The sequence below is a fragment of the Xanthomonas sp. NCPPB 3218 genome, from assembly GCF_056725185.1.
Map to the genome: position 1 here is coordinate 2,220,231 of NZ_CM161516.1, position 19,393 is coordinate 2,239,623.

Below are 19,393 nucleotides of genomic sequence, written 5' to 3' on the forward strand. Positions count from 1 at the left end.
GATCAACGCGCCTGTGCCGACAGCGCGATCAGGCGCTCGGCAACGCGGCTCAGCGGCACCACTTCCTGCGCGGCGCCGAGCTTGTAGGCGGCGCCTGGCATGCCCCACACCACGCTGCTGGCTTCGTCCTGCACCAGCGTGGGCGCACCGGCCTGCAACATTTCCAGCAGGCCGCGTGCACCGTCGTCGCCCATGCCGGTGAGGATGGCGCCGACCGCATTCGGGCCGGCGTTGGCGGCGACGGAGCGGAACAGCACGTCCACCGCCGGCTTGTGGCGATTGACCGGCGGGCCGTCGTCGATGCGGCAGCGCCAGCGCGCACCGTCGCGGATGATGCGCAGGTGCTGGCCGCCCGGCGGCAGGTAGGCGTGACCCGGCAGGATCGCCTCGCCATCGCTGGCCTCGCGCACCGACATCGCCGAGTGGCGATTGAGGCGTTCGGCGAAGGCGGTGCTGAAGCTGGCCGGCAGATGCTGGGTCATCACCACCGCCGGGGCATCGGCGGGCATGTGTTCGAGCACCACGCGCAGGGCTTCGGTGCCGCCGGCCGATGCGCCGATGGCGATCAGGCGGTCGGTGGTGCGGAAGCGCAGCGCGCTGCCGGGAACCGGTGCGGACTGCATGTCCAGGGTGACCTTGGGCGCGCTGGGACGATTGAGCGCGCTGACCTTGGCCTTGGAGGCCATCTTGACCTTGCTGACGATTTCTTCCGCGTAGCCTTCCAGCCCGCGTGCGACGTCGATCTTGGGCTTGGAGACGAAATCCACCGCACCCAGCGACAAGGCCTGCAAGGTGGTGTCGGCGCCGCGCTCGGTCAGCGACGAAATCATCACCACCGGGGTGGGGCGCAGGCGCATCAGGTTTTCCAGAAACACCAGACCGTCCATGCGCGGCATTTCCACATCCAGCGTGATCACGTCCGGATTGAGGCGTTTGATCTTTTCGCGCGCCAGGATCGGGTCGGCGGCCGAGCCGATCACCTCGATGCCTGCATCGCGCGAAAGAATTTCGGTCAGCATCTGGCGTACGACCGCCGAGTCGTCGACGATCAATACACGCACAGGGGTTTCCAGCGTCATTCGAACAACTCCACTCCACCGGTAACCGGTGCTTTGGACAGACGGGCGCGCACGGCCGATTCGGCGGCGGCGACTTCGGCTTCGTGTGCATGCGGCAAGCGCTGCACGACCACGCGTCCGGTCGTCGGGAAGAACCACACCTTGCGCGGATGGATGCCGCACAGATCTTCGGCAATGATGGGAATGTGTTCGGCCTGCAGGTACTGGCGCACGAACTCGGCGTTGCGGGTGCCGACCGGGTTGCTGGTGAAGCCCTTGAGCACGTTGGCGCCGCCGAAGACCTTGGCTTCGATACGTTTGCGATGCGCGCCGCGCTTGAGCATGTCGTTGATCAGCAACTCCATCGCATAACTGCCATAACGCGCGGGTGCGCCATCGCCGACCTGTCCTTCCGGCAACAGGAAGTGATTCATGCCGCCGATCTTCAGGACCGGGTCGCGCAGGCAGGCGGCAACGCACGATCCCAAGGTGGTCGTCAACGCGGTGTCGTCGTCGACCACCAGGTACTGGGTGGGCAACAGCTTGGCGGTGATGGTCTGGAACCGCGAATCGCGGTAGCGCATGACATCGTCGACCTGCACGGCGGTACTCATGCAGACGCTCCCGCGCGCGGGCTGCGCCGATACAGCGTGCGCCCGCACGGCTGGATCAGATCGGCCGCGTGCAGGTAGTTCTCCGAATGCCCGGTGTAGAGCAGACCGTCGTCGCCCATGTGGCTGACCAGCCGCGACAGGATGCCGCGCTGGGTCGGTTTGTCGAAGTAGATCATCACGTTGCGGCAGAACAACGCCGCATACGGGCCGCCCACGTCGTAACGCGGTGCCAGCAGGTTCAGTTGGCGGTATTCGATGAGCTGGCGCAATGCCGGGATCACCCGGCACTTGCCTTCGTTGGGGCCGCTGCCGCGCTGGAAGTACTTGCGCTTGATCGATGCGTCCAGCGAGGCGACGCGGTCGATGGCGTAGACGCCGCGCGAGGCGGTCTCCAGCACCTGGGTGTCGACGTCGGTGGCGACGATGCTGACCGGCGGGGTCAAGGTGCCGAAGGCTTCGCAGGCGGTGATGGCGATGGAGTAGGGCTCTTCGCCGGTGGAGGCCGCGCACGACCAGATCTTCAACGGTGCCTGCGAGGCGCGCTTTTGTAGTTCTTCGCGCAGCTTGTCGAAGTGGTGCGGCTCGCGGAAGAACGAGGTCAGGTTGGTGGTCAGCGCGTTGGTGAACGCCTGCCATTCCTCCTCGTCGTTGCCTGCTTCCAGCTGGTCCAGGTAGTCGCGGAAGGAGCGCAGGCCGAGCACGCGAAGGCGACGCGACAACCGGCCATACACCATGTCGCGCTTGGCCGGAGCCAGGGCGATGCCGACACGCTGATAGATCAGGTCGCAGACGCGCTTGAAATCGCGGTCGCCAAAATCAAATTCGCGTGTGTCTGAAGCGGGAGTCGAGGTGGTCGTCATATCCATACGCGTCGTTAGCTATGACTGGATATCGGCCATGTGGTCATGCAACTGAAGCACCAATCGTGCATTGCAGACAGCCGGGTCCGCTGGCGGTGCACGGCGCTGCGCGGGCGGTGCGATCGCAGCCGGCGGCAGGGCAGTGCGCGCTGCGCCGGGGGCAGATACACAAAGCCCCGGCAGTGCCGGGGCTTTGTGGGGAGACAGCAGCGGCTTAAAACTCCTGCCAGTTACCGTCGGCCAGCGCGGCCTGCGGCTTGGCCGGGCGCGATGGGGTGGCTTCACGCGTCGCCGCCTTGGCTGCGGACTTCACCGCGACCGGGCGCGAGGCGACCGGGCGTACGCGCGCGGCCGGAGCGGCCTGAGCGGCCGGCTCGTCCAGCTTGAACACCGACACCGCTTCGGCCAGGTGGCCGGCCTGTTCTTCCATCGAGCGTGCGGCCGCAGTGGCTTCTTCCACCAGGGCGGCGTTCTGCTGGGTGGTCTCGTCCATCTGGGTGATGGTCTGGTTGACCTGCTCGATGCCGGTCGACTGTTCCTGCGAGGCGGCGGAGATCTCGCCCATGATGTCGGTCACGCGCTGCACGCTGGCCACGATCTCGGCCATGGTTGCACCGGCCTTGCGTACCAGGGCCGAGCCCTCGGCCACCTTGTGCACGGAGTCGTCGATCAAGCCCTTGATCTCCTTGGCGGCACCGGCCGAGCGCTGTGCCAGCGTACGCACTTCCGAGGCGACCACGGCAAAGCCGCGACCCTGTTCGCCGGCACGGGCGGCTTCCACCGCCGCGTTCAGGGCCAGGATGTTGGTCTGGAACGCGATGCCGTCGATCACCGAAATGATGTCGGCGATCTTCTTGGACGAAGCTTCGATGCCCGACATGGTGGTGACCACCTGCGAGACCACCTCGCCGCCCTGCGAGGCCACGCCGGTGGCGCCGATGGCCAGCTGGTTGGCCTGGCGGGCGCTTTCGGCGTTCTGCCGGACGGTAGAGGTGAGCTCCTCCATCGAGGCGGCGGTTTCTTCCAGATTGGCGGCCTGCTGCTCGGTACGATGCGACAGATCGCTGTTGCCGGAGGCGATCTCGCCGGCCGCCGAGTTGATCGCCGTGGACGAGACCTTGATGCGCCCGACGATGTCGGCCAGCTGCTCGGCGGTGGCATTGGCATCGTCGCGCATCTGCGCGAACACGCCGCTGAATTCGCCATGCATGCGCACGGTCAGGTCACCGCGCGACAGCGCCGACAGCAATGCCGAGATCTGCTCCAGGCTGCCGGCATTGGCATCCAGCAGGCCGTTGAGCTGCTGGGCCAGCTGCAGGAAGAAGCCCTGCTTGCCGTCGGTTTCCACCCGGCCGCTCATGTCGCCGCTGGCGGCGGCACGCACGATGCGGGCGACTTCTTCTTCGACCTGGACTTCGATGGTGCGGTCGCGCCACTCGCAGACCTCGCCGGTGCTTTCGCCGTGCTCGTTCTTGATCGAGGTGACGGTCTGGGTCACCACGAACTCGCCATAGCGCTCTTCGAAGCTGGTGATGCCGTCGCGTTCCAGTGCTGCGATGGCCTTGCGCACGGTCGATTCGGGCATGCCGAGATAGCTGATGTGCTGGCCGATGATCTTGTTCGCATCGAAGTCGGACGATGCCAGGCGGATGCTGCCTTCGTAATGCGTCACAATCTTCATGAACGCCTCGTTGGCGTAGATGATGGTGCGATCGGCATTGGTGATGAAGGTGCCGGTGGACGATTCGTCCAGCGCGGTGCGGATACGCAGGTTTTCGTCGGCGATCTTCTGATCGCGTTCGATGCGTTCCTTCAGGTCGCGCTGCATGCGGTGCATGGAGCGCATCAGTTCGCCCACTTCGTCCTGGCCCTGCACATTGATCTGGCCATCGAGCTTGCCGCTGGCGATTTCGGTGGCGGTGGACACGGCGCCGCGCATGCTCTTGACGATGGAGCGTGCGAACAGGAATGCCAGGCCCAGGCCACCGGCGATGCCGATCAACAGCACCATCACGGTCAGCGAGACCGAGGTGGCATGGACCTTTTCGGCCTTGCTCTTGGCAGCCTGCGCCAACTTGTTGTCTTCGACGATCAATGCGGCCAGCGAATCCTTGGCCTTGTTGTGCAGGGTGCGGGTCTCGCCGACGAAGGTGTCGACGGCATCGTCGGGCAGATTGAGCTCGATCATTTCGTCGACGCTGGCGTAGGACGCGGCTGCCTTCTTCCAGTCGGCCACGAACACGTCGAACAGCTTCTTCTGCTGCGGGCTCTCGATCAGACGGGGATAGCCCTTGATCGTGGCATCGATTTCGCCATGGAGCCGCTTGGCGCGGACCTTGGCTTCCTGCTTGACCGAGTCGCTGGCGCGCACCAGATTTTGATAGGCCGCATTTCGATATTCGCCGAGCATGCCGCGCAGGTCGCCTGCTTCGCGCACGCTGGACATGGTGTTGCCGGCCAGGTCGCGGGTGACGTTATTGAGCGACGCCAGGCCCGCATAGGCGATGATGCCCTGCACCAGCATGATCAGCAGCACGATGCCGAACGCCAGCATCAGCTTGGGCATCAGTTTGAGATTGTTGATCCATTGCATTGACACGATTCCCCGATAGAAGTCAGTGCGCATAACCGCAAACGGCAGATCGCCACGCACGAGGGCGTGGCGATCTGCGGGGCGATTACTTGATGGTGGCCAGCTTCAGGCTGGCCGGCGAGCTGACTTCGATTTCGGCACGCGAGCTGTCGCGCTGGATCTTGCCGAGCACACAGACGTCCTTGCCTTCCAGGCTTTCCGGGGCAAAGCTGAACTTGCCGCGGTTGGCGCCGTCGATGCGGGCCGAGAAGGTGTGACGCGGGAACATGCCGCCCATGTACAGGAAGGTGGGTTCACCTTCCGAGCTCTGGGCGTACTTGGCCTTTTCGACCTTGCCGCACACCATGCCGTCCTTGCCGACGAAACGGGTCGCCATTTCCGGCGGAATCATTTCCTGCGACTGAGCCGACAGCGTGGGAGCAACAATCACGAGAGCAGCGACGGGGAGGAGCGAGAGCAGGAACTTCATAGGGATTCTCCAGAATCAAAAGTCGAACGGTGACCCGTTTGTGTACGCGGGCTTCTATTCAGCTATCGGCTAGCCGCCGTTCAACTTGAATCCGAAAAATGTGATTTCTATCTCACTTCAACTTCGTTGTGCGTCTCGTGTCGGGAAGCTCCCGACACCAGATGGTCTGAATCAGGCCGCTTCTTCGGCTAGCTGCTGCTGTCCGAGCTCGGTGCTGTCCAGCAGGGTCTCGATATCGAGCAGGATCAGCATGCGATCGTCCTGGGTACCGATGCCCGAGATGAAGCGGGTGTCGACCGAGGCGCCGAATTCGGGGGTGGGGCGGATCTGGTCGTCGTTGAGCGGAATCACGTCCGAGACGCTGTCCACCACGATGCCGACCACGCGGTCTTCGACGTTGAGCACGATCATCACGGTGAAGGCGTCGTAGCGCGCTTCTTTCAGGCGCAGCTTCAGGCGCAGGTCGATCACCGGCACGATGGTGCCGCGCAGGTTGATCACACCCTTGATGTAATCCGGTGCGTCGGGCAGGCGGGTGACCGAATCGTAGCCGCGGATTTCCTGCACCTTCAGGATGTCCACGCCGTAGTGTTCTTCGCCCAGGGCGAAGCTGAGGAATTCACCACCGGTGCCGGTGGTCGTGCTTTTGTCGTTCATGGAAACTCCGGGCGTTGCGGCTGAGTGTCGGATTGCAGCTATAGGAAAAGCATGCGGATGAGGATTGCCCTAGCAACATCGGCGCAGCGCAGGGCAACTTTAGCCGTGCGCCGCAGCTGGTGCGGGTGGGTTCAGAACACGCCGCTCTTGCGCGCATTGCGCTGGCGGTCGACCCGGAAGATATAGCGCTGGATGGTCTCGTCGGCACCGCGCGGCAGGTCGCTGAACTGCATGCCGACACGGAAACCTTCGCTGCCGTTGGGCAGGGTCTGCTTGTACTGGCTGCACACCGTCAGCGGCAGGGTGATCGGCGCGGTGTCGGGCAGTTGCAGCGTGCAATTGCGGTAGGTGCGCTGCGGTTCGAGCAGGGGCATGCCATCGGTGAGCGAGACCGCCAGGCCACCGCTGCTGATATCGATCACGCGCAGCTGCAGGTTGAGATTGCCGCCCTGTGCCTCGTCCTGGCGAATGATGCAGACGGGCGAGTCGGTGATCGGCGTTTCCAGCCGGTACGACTCGCGACGCTGCAGGTGATACATCGCCTCGGGCAGCTCGGCGCGGAAGGCGACGTGGATGTCGCGCTCCAGCCGCTCGGGCGTTTCCAGGCGGAAGCGGATATTGACCCGTTCCAGTTGTGCGTAGCACAGCAGGTACCTGGCGTCCTGGATGGCGCGGTTGGAGGCCTCGTTATGGCTGCCGTCCAGAATCACGCAGTCGTCGTCTTCGTCCACCTCGAGCACGGCGGTGGGCACGGCCATGTCGCGCCCGGCCACATGCATGGTCACGATGGCGCGCTGGTCGAGCAACTGGCGTAGCAGGCCACGGATCTGCCGTTTGTTGCGCAGCAGATAGCGCTCGTCACCTTCGGCGAGGTGGTCGGCGTCGTGGTCCAGCTCTGAGGTATCGCCTTGGGACATGGGCACAGGCACAGTAGATGCGGGAAGCCGCCGGAACGGTTGTCCCGGCGTCGCCTTGATATCGGCGGCAAAGCGAAATCTTTAAGAGCGGCTGACAAAAACTATTGCGTGAAGCCTTGGTTGCTTTGGGCGTTGTGTTCCCAGCGGCTAATAGTGCACATGGATCAAGTGTAGAGCGCGTGGTGCTGCCGCTTGGCTGCAGGGCCCTTGCCCGCCCACCATCGCAGAACACGCTGCAAGTGCATCCATCTAGGCGCTGGCGCGGCATCCATGCCGCGAAAGGTCCCGCGACGGTGGGCGGACAGGGGCCAGTGGAAATGGTCGGTGTGCACGGTTCCAGGCCTCTTTTTTAGTTGCCGTGTTTCGATGGACTTGGGTAGTGCAGATATATAAGTCGCAGAGCGGGTGATCTGCGGGTTGGCTGCAGGGCCCTTGCCCGCCCACCATCGCAGGACACGCCGCAAGTACGTCCCTGTAGGCTCTTACGCGGCATCCATGCCGCGTAAGGTCCCGCGACGGTGAGCGGGCAAGGACCAGTTGAGATGGTCGGTATGCATAGGGGAAGCGATGCATGACATGTGCTGGTCGGATCACTAAGCGTTCGATCAGCCTCTGACCATTTTCCCGTCGCAAGCCGCGCAGCAAACTGGCTGTCAACACGCAAGCTGCAAAAGTCGCGTCTGCTGCCGCAAGCCGAGCAACACGCTTTCAAGAAAGCAGCCGACTAACTGTCTGGCGCGGTGTCCTCGCCGGTTGCGGGACCCTTGGCGGCATGGATGCCGTCAAGCAGCCTCCATGGACGGATGCACGGCGTGTCCCGCGAGCGGTGAGGGCACCGCGCACTCGACTCACTGAGCTTTTGATTCAATCAGCGGATCGCGCCTAAACGACGAGGCGCAGTCTCCACTGACGGATTGATGGCCTGTCCCGCAAGCGGCGAGGGCAGCGCGCCCTCGAATCAGATACTCGACGGGCGCGCTGTCGTCGTTTGCCGCATCAGGTGTAGGCGTGGCGTGCGTTGGCCAGCAAGGTGTTCAGTTGGTCCTGCTGTTCCAGGCGGAACACAGCCACTGCATCCACCAGTTGCGCGGCCTGGTCTTCCATCGCGCGTGCAGCCGCGGTGGCTTCTTCCACCAGGGCGGCGTTCTGCTGGGTGCTTTCGTCCATCTGGGTGACGGTCTGGTTGACCTGGATGATGCCGGCGGCCTGCTCGCGCGAGGCGCTGGTGATCTCGCTCATGATGTCGGTGACGCGCTGCACCGAGCTGACCACCTGCTGCATGGTGCTGCCGGCTTCGGACGCCAGTGCGGCGCCGTTGCCGATGCGGGTGACCGAGTCCTGGATCAGGTGCTTGATCTCCTTGGCTGCGCCGGCCGAACGCTGTGCGAGCGTACGTACTTCCGAGGCGACCACGGCGAAGCCGCGTCCCTGTTCGCCGGCGCGCGCGGCTTCCACTGCCGCGTTCAAGGCCAGGATATTGGTCTGGAAGGCGATGCCGTCGATGACGCCGATGATCTCGGCGATCTTCTTGGACGAGGTGTCGATGTCGGCCATGGTGGTGACTACGCGCCCGACCACATCGCCGCCCTGGGCCGCCACGCCGGCGGCGTCCAGCACCAGGCGGTTTGCCTGGTCGGCGTTGTCGGCATTCTGCTTGACGGTGGCGGTGAGCTCCTCCATCGAGGCGGCGGTTTCTTCCAGGGCCGCGGCCTGCTGTTCGGTGCGACGCGACAGGTCGCCATTGCCGGTGGCGATCTCGGTGGCGGCCGAGTTGATCGCCAGCGAGGAGTCCTTGATCCGGCGCACGATGCCGGCGAGCTGGTCGGCAGTGGCATTGGCATCGTCGCGGATGGTGGCGAACACGCCTTGCAGGTCGCCATCCATGCGCGCGGTCAGATCGCCCTGCGACAACGCAGAGAGCAGGGCGGACACGCGCGACAGCCCGTCCGCATTGTTGTCCAGCAGCGCGTTGAGTTGCTGGGCGAGCAGCAGCAGGAAGCCCTGCTTGCCTTCCAGGCCGACGCGCTCGCTCAGGTCGCCGGCGGCGGCGGCCTGCACGATACGTGCGACCTCCTGTTCCACCTGGACTTCCTGGGTGCGGTCGGCCCATTCGACCACAAAGCCCATGCGCTCGCCGGCCGCGCCCAGCACCGGGTTGACCACCAGCCGCATGGTGCGGCCACCCACATGGATCTGCGCGGTGTGGGTGCCGGTGAGCTGGTCGAGCATGCGTGCCTGGTGCTCGGGCTTGCGATGGAACTGGTCGATGCTGGCATCGATCAGCGCATCGGCATCGAAGTTGGGCAGGTCGCGGCGTAGTTCGTCCTGCACGCTCTTGAGCATGCGTTGCAGCGGGCGGTTGACGTAGATGATGCGGCGATCGGCATCGGCGATCATCACGTTGGTGCTGACATCGTCCAGCGCGGTGCGCACGCGCAGCGCTTCGCTGGCGATCAGCTGATCGCGTTGCAGCCGCGCGCGCAGGTCGTCGCGCATGGCGCGCGCGTTGAGCAGCAGGCGACCCAGTTCGTCATGGCGGTCGATCTCGATCGGGTTGTCCAGGCGCCCGGCAGCCACATCGCCGAGCACGCGTTCTACCGCCAGCAGCGGGCGGGTGACCATCTTGCGCGCGGCGATGAAGACCACTGCGATGCACAGGCCCAGCACCACCAGCGAGAACAGCAGCATGCTGCCCATCAGCTCGTCCAGCGGGCCGTCGATGGCGCTGCGCGGCTGGGTGCCGATCACCGCCCACTGCCATGGCGTGTAGCGCTGGGCGGTGACTTCGAAGGCCTGGGCGTTGCCCTGGGCATCGCGCAACTGCAGGTTGGCGCTGGGCTGCTTGCCGTCCAGCACCGACTGCAGCAGCGGTTGTTGCTCGGCCGGCACCAGCGCCGCCAGCGTGGCCGGTGTGCCCGGCGGTGCGGCGATGACCTGGCCCTGGTGCTCGCCCGGCGCCATGTCGACGATGAGGAAATAACCGTCCTGGCCCAGCTTGGTGGTGCTGACCTGCGCCTTCAGCGCGGCCAGGCCCTGGGTGTAGTTGCGCCCGACGAACAGTGCGCCGATCACCTCGCCAGCGGCATTGCGCAGCGGCTGGTAATGGGTCATGTACTGCTCGCCGAACAGCTGCGCCTGGCCGGTGAAGGCCTTGCCTTGCGACAACGCGGCGTAGGCCTTGCCCTTGCGGTCGAGCAGGGTGCCGATCACGCGCTCGTTCTGCTTGTTGCGCAGCGAGGTGGTGATGCGCACGAAGTCGTCACCGGTGCGCGCAAAGATCGTGGCGACCCCGCCGGCGGTCTGCGCGAAGCGATCCACGGCGTCGAAGTTGAGATTCAGTGCCTGCTTGCCGGCACGCAGCGACGGCGTCTGCTGCGCGCCGATGGCGACGGTGCTGGCGGTGTCGAGAGTGCGCTCGCCGCTGGGGAGCATGGTCTCGAACACGCTGCCCAGGCGCTGGGTGCCCTCGGTCAGGGTGACGTCGTACATCGCCACCGACTGCTGCATCAACCGGGTGCTGGAGCGCAGCTCGGCCTTGACCTGGGATTCGATGTCGTCGGCGGACTGGCGGTAGATGGTCAGGGCCAGCAGGCCGAGGGAGAGCGCGATCACCACGGTCAGCAGCGCGGACAGCCGGGTGCCGACGGACAGGCGGTTGAAGGAGTGCATGAGGAATCGACCTTGCCCGGGGGAGGGCGTTACGGATGCGTGAAGTCGATAGCGGCCGTTTATGCAATTAATTGATGGTTTGTGTCGAAATCCGCACAATTGTCCAGTTCGCTTGCCTAATCGGGCGGCTCCAGCGATGTGTCAGTTGTTAGTTTTTGATGAAGTATGGCGCGTCACATGATGCGTGGCCTGACGCCCGCTGGCGGATGGCCACAGATGCCCGGAACAAAAAAAGGGCCGCTTCCCTCGCCAGGAAGCGACCCTCAAGATTCGTCACCGAATCAAACTGCGCTCGAATGGTATTTCTGGAGACTGCGGGTGTGACGCGTTGCGGTGGGGCTCAGAACTCCTGCCAGTCGCTCGGATCGGCGGTGGCTGCCACCGTCGTCTTGCCGGTGTTGCTGCGGCGCGGGGCCGCGTTGCTGCCGGCACGGGCAGCCGGGCGGGCGGCAAAGCGTGCGTTGACCGGCGCAGCGACCATCGACGCGGGCTGACGTGCGGCCGGGCCCTGCTCGACGATCTTGAACACGGCCACCGCCTCGGTGAGTTGCTGGGCCTGTTCTTCCATCGCGCGGGCGGCGGCGGTGGCTTCTTCCACCAGCGCGGCGTTCTGCTGGGTGGCTTCGTCCATGTGGGTGACGGTCTGGTTGACCTGCTCGATGCCGGCCGACTGTTCCTGCGAGGCGGCGGAGATCTCGCCCATGATGTTGGTGACACGCTGCACGCTGGCCACGATCTCGGCCATGGTCTTGCCGGCCTGGTCCACCAGCTGCGAACCGTCGGCCACCCGCTGCACGGAGTCGTCGATCAGGCTCTTGATCTCCTTGGCCGCCGCCGACGAACGCTGTGCCAGGGTGCGCACCTCGGAGGCGACCACCGCAAAGCCGCGGCCCTGGTCGCCGGCACGCGCCGCTTCCACTGCTGCATTCAGGGCCAGGATGTTGGTCTGGAACGAGATGCCGTCGATGACGCTGATGATGTCGGCAATGCGCTTGGACGAGGCCTCGATGCCGCTCATGGTGTCGACCACCTTGCTGACCACCTCGCCGCCCTGCGAGGCCACGCTGGCGGCGCCGATGGCGAGTTGATTGGCCTGGCGTGCGCTTTCGGCGTTCTGGCGCACGGTGGAGGTGAGTTCCTCCATCGAGGCGGCGGTTTCCTCCAGGTTGGCGGCCTGCTGTTCGGTGCGCTGCGACAGATCCTGGTTGCCGGCGGCGATCTCGCTGGCGGCGGCGTTGATCGAGGTGGCCGAGTGCTGGATGTGCCCGACGATGCCGGACAACTGGGTCGCGGTGGCGTTGGCGTCGTCGCGCATCTGTGCGAACACGCCCTTGAACTCGCCGTCCATGCGTGCGGTCAGGTCGCCCGCCGCAATCGCGCGCAGGATGCCCGACAGCGACTGCAGGCTGCCGTCGGCGGTAGCCATCAACTGGTTGAGGCTCTCGACCATGACGCGGAAATCGAACTGGAACTGCGCCGCATCGCCGCGTGCACCGAAGTTGCCGTCGGCAGCGGACTGGGCCAGCTGCTTGATCTGCTGATTCATCGAGGCCAGGTTGGTTTTCACCTGCGCCATGGTGTCGGTCAGCCTGGCCTTTTCGCCGGGCAGCGCGTCCATGTCCTCGCTGAGGTCGCCGATGGCGTAGCGGCCCATGATCTGTGCCAGACGCAGCGTCACCTGGACGTGGCTGTCGACCAGGGCGTTGGTATCGCCGGCCATGCGGCCGTAGTCGCCCGGGAACGCGTCGGCATCCATGCGGAAGCTGATCTGGCCGTTGTCGTGGCGCTTGGCCATGTCCAGCTGCGCGGTGATCAGGTTGCGCACCTGCGACTGCATCTTGTCCATTGCCTGCAGCAGGCGGCCGGTTTCGTCGCTGGCCTCGCTGTGCACTTGGTTGTCGAGCCGGCCGTCGGCGATCGCCTCGGCGGCGCGGGTGGCGCGGTTCAACGGGCCGGTGAGGCTGCGGGTGATCGTCCAGGCCAGCAGGGCGCTCAGCAGCACCACGGCCAGGCCGCCGCCGATCAGCATGCTGCGACCACGTGCCATGGCGTCATTGGCCTGCGTGTAGGCGACCTGGCTGCTCTTGCGTTGCGCTTCGGAGTAGGTGCGGATCGCATCCTGCCAGCGCTGGGTGGCTGGGGCGGCACGCTGGATCAGGATCGGCATGGCCTGGTCGACCTTGCCGGCCGTGCCCAGTTCGCGTACCTGCTGGTTGTGCGATAGCGCCTGTTCGCGCGCCAGATCCAGCGCATCGCGCATGCGCTGCCCTTGGGCATCGGTGGGGAAGGCATACAGCTTGTCACGCACTTCCTTGTAGCGAATCCGCTGCGCATCGATCGCATCACCGAACTGGCGATTCTGCTCGGCAGTGGTCGGCAGCACGATGTTGCGCAGGTTCAACGAGATGGTGGCATTGGCGTCCAGCATGTCGGTGGCGTACTGGATCATCGCCATGTTGCGGTTGACGATGGTGTCCAGGCGCTCACGCGCCTGGCTGAGCGTGTACAGGCCGGCGGCCACCAGCGCGCAGGACAGAAGGATCAGCACGCCGAAGGCCAGGGAGAGGCGCTTGCCGACGTTGAAGCGGTGCAGAAAGGAATTCATTGGGTGACCTGAGCGAATGTGCAGTTAGGTGGACTGGCATGCGATGCAGTGCTGGAGCAGTGCGTCGCACGTCATGCCTTGTGTGATGCGTCGGTCAGATAACGGCGTTAGAACTGCTGTATTGAGGCAAGCCGGGCTGGCCGGTAAAGCCGGGTCTCAGGCACGTGACTGCCATGTGTACAAGGGGTAGGGAATTGGTGGGGGTGTGTCGGGAATTCCCCTAGAAAACACGCGTTGAACGCGGTTTTGGAGGCAACGCGAGAGAGTCCGGGGTGCGCGATGTGAAGTGCGTTTTCACGCCGGACGCGGTGTATGCGGGCTTGCGGACAGTTGGCATGGCGCGCACAACGCAAAACGGCACCGCGTGTGCGGTGCCGTTGTGACCTTGCTGCGGATGCGGAACTGCACGGCCGCGTGCTCGAGCGTGGTGTCGAGCATATGTATCCCGCGCACCGTGCACGCCGGTTGCAACAACTGGCGTGCACTGCTGTCGATGTGCTGACAGCACCTGTTGGCGGTTTAGAACTCCTGCCAGTCGCCCACGTCGTTTGCCGTTGCCGACGCACCCGCGGTGCTGCGGCGCACGGGCGCGGCCGTGCTGGCGCGGGCGATCGGGCGCGGTGTGCTGCGGGCATTGGCGGGCGCATTGGCAATGGCCGACAACTGGCGCGCCACCGGTGCGTGTTCGGCAACCTTGAACACGGCGACCGCTTCGGTGAGCTGCTGGGCCTGTTCTTCCATTGCCCGTGCGGCGGCGGTGGCTTCTTCCACCAGCGCGGCATTCTGCTGGGTGGTTTCGTCCATCTGGGTCACGGTCTGGTTGACCTGCTCGATGCCGGAGTACTGCTCCTGCGACGCAGAGGAAATCTCGCCCATGATGTTGGTGACGCGCTGCACGCTGGCAACGATTTCGGCCATGGTGGTGCCGGCCTGGTCGACCAGGGTGGCCCCCTGGGTGACCTTGTCGACCGAGTCGTCGATCAGGTGCTTGATCTCCTTGGCCGCACCGGCCGAGCGCTGTGCCAGTGTGCGTACTTCGCTGGCGACCACGGCGAAACCGCGCCCCTGTTCGCCGGCACGCGCCGCTTCCACCGCGGCATTCAAGGCCAGGATATTGGTCTGGAACGCGATGCCGTCGATCACGCTGATGATCTCGGCGATCTTCTTCGACGAGCTCTGGATGTCGGACATGGTGGTGACCACCTTGGCCACCACATCGCCGCCCTGCGACGCCACTGCGGCCGCGCCGATGGCGAGCTGGTTGGCCTGGCTGGCGTGTTCGGCATTCTGCTTGACGGTGGAGGTGAGCTCTTCCATCGAGGCGGCGGTTTCTTCCAGGTTGGCGGCCTGCTGCTCGGTGCGCTGCGACAGATCCTGGTTGCCGGAAGCGATTTCGCCCGAGGCCAGGCCGATCGCGTCGGCAGCGGTCTGGATGCGGCCCACGATGCCGGCCAGCTGTTCGGCGGTGGCGTTGGCGTCGTCGCGCATCTGTGCAAACACGCCCTGGTACTGGCCACTCATGCGTGCGGTGAGATCGCCGGCGGCGATCGACTGCAGCAGGCCGGACAACGACTGCAGGTTGCCGTCGGCGGTGGCCATCAAGGTGTTGAGGCTTTCCACCATGATGCGGAAGTCGAACTGGAACTGCTCGGCATTGCCACGCGCGGTGAAGTCGCCGTTGGCGGCGGCCTGTGCCAGCTGCTTGATCTCGGCGTTCATCGTCGACAGGTTCAATTTGACCTGATTCATTGCCGTGGTGATGGCGGCTTTTTCGCCCGGCAGCTGCGGCATGTCTTCGCTCAGGTCACCGATCGCATAGCGCTCCACCAGGTGGATGGTCTGCATCTTGACCTTGATGTGCGCGGCGACCAGCTCGTTGGTGTCCTTGGCCATGCGGCCGAAGTCGCCCGGGAAGGCGCCGGCATCCATGCGGAAGCTGATCTGACCATCATCGTGGCGCTTGGCCATGTCCAGCTGCGCGCTGATGAGGTTGCGCACCTGGCCCTGCATGCGATCCATGGCCTGCAACAGGCGGCCGGTTTCGTCGTTGGACTGCGTGCGTACGTCGTTGTCGAGATTGCCGTTGGCGATCGCTTCGGCGGCGCGGGTGGCCTGGGTCAACGGGCGCACCAGGCTGCGGGTGATCAGGAAGCCGAGCAGGGTACTGAACAGCACCACCGCCACGCCGCCGCCGATCAACAGCGCACGGCCGCGAGCCATTTCTGCCGTCGTGGCCACATAGGCTTCCTGGGTGCGCTGACGCTGCAGATCCGAATACTCCGTCAACGCATCCTGCCATTGCTGCGTGCCCGGTGCGGCCTTTTCCAGCAACAGCTTGAGTGCCTCATCAGCCTTGCCGGTCAGGCCCAGCTGCACGACGGTGTCCCTGGTCTCGCGGGCCTGCTCACTGGCAAGGTCGATCCGCTCGCGGATCTGGGTGGCCTGGGGCGAGGCCGAAAACGCATACAGCTTGCGGCGCGTGTCTTCGTAGCTCTTCAGCTGGTTCTTGATGATGGCGTAGAAGCGCAGATTGTCTTCTTGCGAGGTCGGCAACACGATGTTGCGCAACTGCACGGCGATGACCGAGGTGGCGTTGGTCATGTCCTGAGCGTACTGCATGATCGTGATGTTGCGGTTGACCACCGTGTCCATGCGATCGCGGGCCTGCGCCAATGTATGCAGGCCGGCGGCGACAAGTGCGCACGACAACAGGATCAGCGTGCCGAAGGCGAAGCTCAGGCGCTTGCCGACGTTGTACCGTTGAAGAAGAGCGATCATTTGGGGGTCTCAAGGCAGTGGGACAAGAAGGAACAAGACGCGTCGGGTTGACGCGTGGGCGATGCGCAGTGACGGCGCAGCAGGCAGGCATCCAGCCGATCCATCGCCCGGGCCGTAGCGCGGCCCGGGCGATTGCAAGGCAGGTAGGCGTGCCGTTGTAGGTAACGGCCAGCGGCTATGGCACTGAACGGGTCAGCCTCGCTGCGTATGGGTGGCCGTCACCGAAGTGACGCGCATGTGCACAAACGGCCGAAAAATGCTGATGGGAGCGCTATCAACGCGCCTGCCCGCATCGGCGGATTCACATCTGTCTCACCCCATCGGGCGCGATGCGAGACGCCAGGCGCGAGCATGGCCGGGTGCAAGACACCGGCGGATGTAGCAATCCACCCGGCGATGCGACCTTGTCGCACCCGCGCGTAGAAGCAGGGCTTTGCCTGCGCCAGGCATCGAACGTGCCCTGCGCCGTGTTGACGCGGCAGCGGTGATCTCATGCCGCTGCATTGGTTTGGATCAGATGCAGCGCTTTCTTACGGAACAGGGGCTGTCACGTTGCACGAGAGCCCCGTACGCCGGCCCGCAGGTGTGCGACAGACCGCGCGGCGCGCACACGCATATCCGCATGCGACCGCGTCACGCGGCGCGCACGAGCCTGGCTGGCCTGGCGAGGCCGTGCAGTTGGAACACCGACACCGCATCGCGCAACTGCTGCGCCTGTGCTTCCATCGCACGCGCGGCGGCAGTGGCTTCTTCCACCAGCGCGGCGTTCTGCTGGGTGGACTGGTCCATCTGCGCGATGGTCTGGCCGACCTGTTCGATACCCTGCGACTGCTGCTGCGAGGCTTCGCTGATCTCGTGCATGATCTCGGTGACGCCGCGCACCGAATCGACGATGTCCTGCATGGTGCGGCCGGCCTGGCTGACCAGCACGTTGCCTTGCTCGACCCGGTTCACCGAATCGTCGATCAGCTGCTTGATCTCCTTGGCCGCGCCGGCCGAGCGCTGCGCCAGGGTACGTACCTCGGAGGCGACCACCGCAAAGCCGCGCCCCTGTTCGCCGGCGCGCGCAGCTTCCACCGCCGCATTCAAGGCCAGGATATTGGTCTGGAACGCGATGCCGTCGATGACCGAGATGATGTCGGCGATCTTGCGCGAGGCGGCCTGGATGCCGGCCATGGTGCCGACGACTTCGCCGACCACCGTGCCACCTTGCGCGGCCACTGCGGCGGCACCGACCACCAGCTGGTTGGCGCGCCGCGCATGCTCGGCGTTGTTGCGCACGGTGGAGGTGAGTTCCTCCATCGAGGCGGCGGTTTCTTCCAGGTTGGCGGCCTGCTGCTCGGTGCGCTGCGACAGGTCCTGGTTGCCGGCGGCAATCTCGCTGGCGGCATCGTTGATCGCGTCGGTGGACTGCTGGATGCGTCCGACGATATCGGCCAGTTGCACCACGGTGGCATTGGCATCGTCGCGCATCTGCGCGAATACGCCGTGGAAGTCGCCATGCATGCGGGTGGTGAGGTCGCCGGCGGCGATGGCCCGCAGCACGCTGGATAGCGCGCCCAGATTGCCATCGGCGGTGGCCATCAGCTGGTTGAGACTCTCCACCATGGCTAGGAAGTCGTGCTGGAAGCGCTGGGTATCGCCACGCACGCTGAAATCGCCGTTGGCCGCAGCCTGCGCCAGCAGCTTGATCTCGCTGTTCATCGCAGACAGGTTGCGCTTGACCGCGTCCATGGTGTCGCTGAACACGGCTTTTTCGCCGGGAAGGCGGTCCATGTCCTGGCTCAGGTCGCCGATGGCATAACGCGACATGATCTGGGCGAGTTTCATCTTCACCGCGATATGCGAGCCGACCAGCGCGTTGGTGTCGCGCACCATGGTGGCGTACGCGCCCGGGAAGGTCTCGGCGTCCATGCGATAACTGATCTGGCCGGCGTCGTGGCGCTGGGCCATCTCGCTCTGCGCGGCCAGCACCCGCTGCAGCTGCTCCTGCATCCGGCGCATGTTGTCGAGCAGCTGGCCGGTTTCATCGCGGCTGGGCGCGGCGATGCGCTCGCCGAGCTGGCCTTGCGCGATATTGGCGGCCACCACAGCGGCGCGGCGCACATTGCGGGTCAGCCGCGACAAGGTGTACCAGCCCATCGCTGCGATCAGCACCGCCAGCAGCGACAACCCGGCAATGGCCTGCCACATCGCGTTGCGGGCATCGGCCAGGTGGCGTTCGGACTGGCGCTGCAGGGCCTGCAGCGAGACGCTGCTGAGCGCCTGCATGGCTTGGCCGAGATCGTCGAGCGCAGCGTTCCATTGGGTGTCGGCGGTGGCGTCGCTGCCGTCCAGCGCGGTGCCGAGTGCGGCCAGCGCCGCGGTTGCACGCGTGGTTTCGGTCCTGGCGGCATCGGCCAGGGCGGGGTCGGGTTGTTCCAGCAGGCCCATCGCCTTGTCCAGCTCATGCCGGAAGCGCGCATGGCTGCGCGCCAACTGGCCGAGCTGTTCGCGCAGCATGGCGCGGCTGTCGGCCGCCTGCGACGGATCGCTGGCCGCATCCAGGCGGGTCAGCGATTCGGTGGCATCGGGACTGTAGATCAGGGTGGCCACCACCAGGTGGTAGCTCTCGATATAGGGGGTATAGACCAGCTGGCTGTCGTCGCGCAAGGCGTCGAGCGCAGCAAACGCCTGCTCGCTGACCGCGGCGTAGCCGTCTGCCGCGGCGCTGGCGACGTGGCGCTGCTGCAGGCCCAGCAAGGCCTTCTGGCTGCGTTCGAAGCCCGGCATCGTGGCGGTGGTGGCCAGCAGGTGTTGCAGATCGCGATCGGCGCGCGCGGCCGCGGCTCCGGCGGCGTCACCGCTGTCGACGTGGGCGGCGTGCAGGTCGGTGATCAGGCCCAGCATCTGCCCAAGCGGCGCATAGCTGCGCAACTCGTTGCTGCTGATGGCCACACTTTCGTTGAGCTTGCCGCTGTACAGCAGTACCGGAATGACCAGGCCGGCCAAGGCCAGGATGCCGATCATGCCGAGTTTCTTGGCGATCGCCAGATCATCCCAGCGGCTGCTCCAGCGCTGGTGAGGGGGTGGGGCGGTCTGCGGCGACAGCGCGGGCGAAGTGGTCATGGAAGATTCTCGTAGGCGTACGCAGCCTATCGGCCCATAACAGTTATGCCTTGAGCCGGTCGGCA

General features: G+C 65.3%; 11 protein-coding genes. All 11 read right to left on the reverse strand.

The window, feature by feature from the left end; translation table 11 throughout:
- Positions 1-2: 2 nt before the first annotated feature.
- Entirely contained in the window at positions 3-1,079 is a 1,077-nt protein-coding gene (locus tag AC1PLS_RS09815; protein ID WP_104541965.1) for a protein-glutamate methylesterase/protein-glutamine glutaminase, read from the reverse strand.
- Complete coding sequence (cheD, locus tag AC1PLS_RS09820) at positions 1,076-1,672, reverse strand: chemoreceptor glutamine deamidase CheD (protein ID WP_024937701.1); 597 nt, start codon at positions 1,670-1,672, stop codon at positions 1,076-1,078. Before cheD ends, AC1PLS_RS09815 begins: the two co-directional genes overlap by 4 nt.
- A complete protein-coding gene (locus tag AC1PLS_RS09825; RefSeq protein WP_046342487.1) occupies positions 1,669-2,538 on the reverse strand; it encodes a CheR family methyltransferase in 870 nt (289 codons plus the stop codon). Before AC1PLS_RS09825 ends, cheD begins: the two co-directional genes overlap by 4 nt.
- A gap of 208 nt (positions 2,539-2,746) precedes the next feature.
- Positions 2,747-5,125, reverse strand: a complete 2,379-nt coding sequence (locus AC1PLS_RS09830; protein WP_184380273.1) for a methyl-accepting chemotaxis protein — start codon at positions 5,123-5,125, stop codon at positions 2,747-2,749.
- A gap of 85 nt (positions 5,126-5,210) precedes the next feature.
- Positions 5,211-5,516 carry a hypothetical protein gene (locus AC1PLS_RS09835; RefSeq protein ID WP_372358778.1) on the reverse strand — a complete coding sequence of 102 codons (306 nt, stop codon included), beginning with the start codon at positions 5,514-5,516 and terminating at the stop codon, positions 5,211-5,213.
- A gap of 249 nt (positions 5,517-5,765) precedes the next feature.
- Positions 5,766-6,251: a chemotaxis protein CheW gene (locus AC1PLS_RS09840; RefSeq protein WP_016904902.1), complete on the reverse strand. Its 486-nt coding sequence runs from the start codon at positions 6,249-6,251 to the stop codon at positions 5,766-5,768.
- Positions 6,252-6,382: 131 nt separating this feature from the next.
- Complete coding sequence (locus AC1PLS_RS09845) at positions 6,383-7,168, reverse strand: flagellar brake protein (RefSeq protein WP_167708892.1); 786 nt, start codon at positions 7,166-7,168, stop codon at positions 6,383-6,385.
- A 996-nt stretch (positions 7,169-8,164) separates the two neighbouring features.
- Positions 8,165-10,837 carry a methyl-accepting chemotaxis protein gene (locus AC1PLS_RS09850; protein ID WP_481104428.1) on the reverse strand — a complete coding sequence of 891 codons (2,673 nt, stop codon included), beginning with the start codon at positions 10,835-10,837 and terminating at the stop codon, positions 8,165-8,167.
- A gap of 340 nt (positions 10,838-11,177) precedes the next feature.
- On the reverse strand, positions 11,178-13,442 hold the full coding sequence (locus AC1PLS_RS09855) for a methyl-accepting chemotaxis protein (RefSeq protein WP_104608483.1): 2,265 nt from the start codon (positions 13,440-13,442) through the stop codon (positions 11,178-11,180).
- A 519-nt stretch (positions 13,443-13,961) separates the two neighbouring features.
- Entirely contained in the window at positions 13,962-16,220 is a 2,259-nt protein-coding gene (locus AC1PLS_RS09860; protein ID WP_065046994.1) for a methyl-accepting chemotaxis protein, read from the reverse strand.
- 633 nt (positions 16,221-16,853) lie between these two features.
- Positions 16,854-19,328 (reverse strand): methyl-accepting chemotaxis protein, encoded by a 2,475-nt coding sequence (locus AC1PLS_RS09865; protein ID WP_184434622.1) that lies wholly within the window; start codon positions 19,326-19,328, stop codon positions 16,854-16,856.
- Positions 19,329-19,393: the final 65 nt, after the last annotated feature.